General features: G+C 47.9%; 1 protein-coding gene. It reads right to left on the bottom strand.

Features of this window, described 5'->3' with window-relative positions:
• Nucleotides 1-7: 7 nt before the first annotated feature.
• Complete coding sequence (locus tag DDV96_RS15750; RefSeq protein WP_116695736.1) at nt 8-1,015, bottom strand: IS30 family transposase; 1,008 nt, start codon at nt 1,013-1,015, stop codon at nt 8-10.
• Nucleotides 1,016-1,103 lie beyond the last annotated feature (88 nt).

The following is a 1,103-nucleotide window of genomic DNA, read 5'->3' as shown; positions in this document are numbered from 1 at the left end:
GCCATGTTCAAGTTATAAGTGCAACTGGCCAAGTTGATTTTAATTTTTCTATTGGGCTAATGTAGCCAAACTTTCTCACTCTTCTGTTATTTATCAGTCTTTCAATTTCCCTTATCCTGTATTCGCTTATTAGGTTCAGGTCTGTTTTCTTTGGCAAGAAACGTCTAATGAGCCCGATCCTGTTCTCTACCGTGCCTTTGTCCTGCGAGGTGTACGGTCTGGTAAAATAGGTCTTCACATTGTGCGTTCTGGCTATTTCACCGTGCCCCGCAAACTCCTTTCCATTGTCAAAGGTCATTGTTTTTATCCAGCTGCTCCCTATACGGGATATCCGTCCGTTTATTTTTTCCTGTACCGATTTTGAGTCCTTGCTTTCCAAAAAATCCATCGTGGTTGTCAATGTTGACCGTTCTGTCATCACCAACAAGGCGGATTTGTGGTCCTTGCCCATCATCAGGTCAACTTCCACATCGCCCAGACGCTCCCGGCTTTCGACAACATCCGGGCGCTCCTCTATCGACACCCTGTCCTTTATCGTGCCCCGGCTGTTTTTATGGTTGCCGCGCTTGGACCTCCGCCTGCCGTGGCGCAGGTAACGGTAAAGGTCCTTATAGGGCAGGTTCTCTTTTCGGTTGCTTTTTTTGCACTCCCATATCCATTGATAGATGCACTCCAAGGAAACCCCTTCTATGCCAAGGACTTTCCATTCGACCGCAATGAGCTCGGGGCTCCACCGTTCCTTCCTTAGCCATCCGGCTGCCTGGTCCTTGAGCTCTTCTGTCAGTTTTACCGACTTGTGCTTGGACCTGTGCCTTTTTTCGGTCTTGCCCTGTGCCAGGCGAGGCTGGTATTTGCCTGCGTGCTGTCCACGTTTGCCGATGTTCCTCTTCAGTTCCCGGCCAATTGTACTCTTGTGGACGCCAAGGATATCGGCTATCTTACTTTTGTTGTTTCCTGCCTCCAACAAAGCACCAATTTGGTATCTTTGCTCTCGGCTGAGCTGTTTATATTTCATTGCAACGCAAATTTAGCACTTGGCCAATCATTGGGGGCTAGCCCCCAATGATTTTTAATTTGAGTTGCACTTATTTGTTGAACTTAGG

The sequence above is a fragment of the Marixanthomonas spongiae genome (genome assembly GCF_003095375.1).
In the GTDB taxonomy this organism is placed as follows: domain Bacteria; phylum Bacteroidota; class Bacteroidia; order Flavobacteriales; family Flavobacteriaceae; genus Marixanthomonas; species Marixanthomonas spongiae.
The sequence above is the reverse complement of the archived record's forward strand: the minus strand, read 5'-3'. Positions and strand labels throughout refer to the sequence as shown.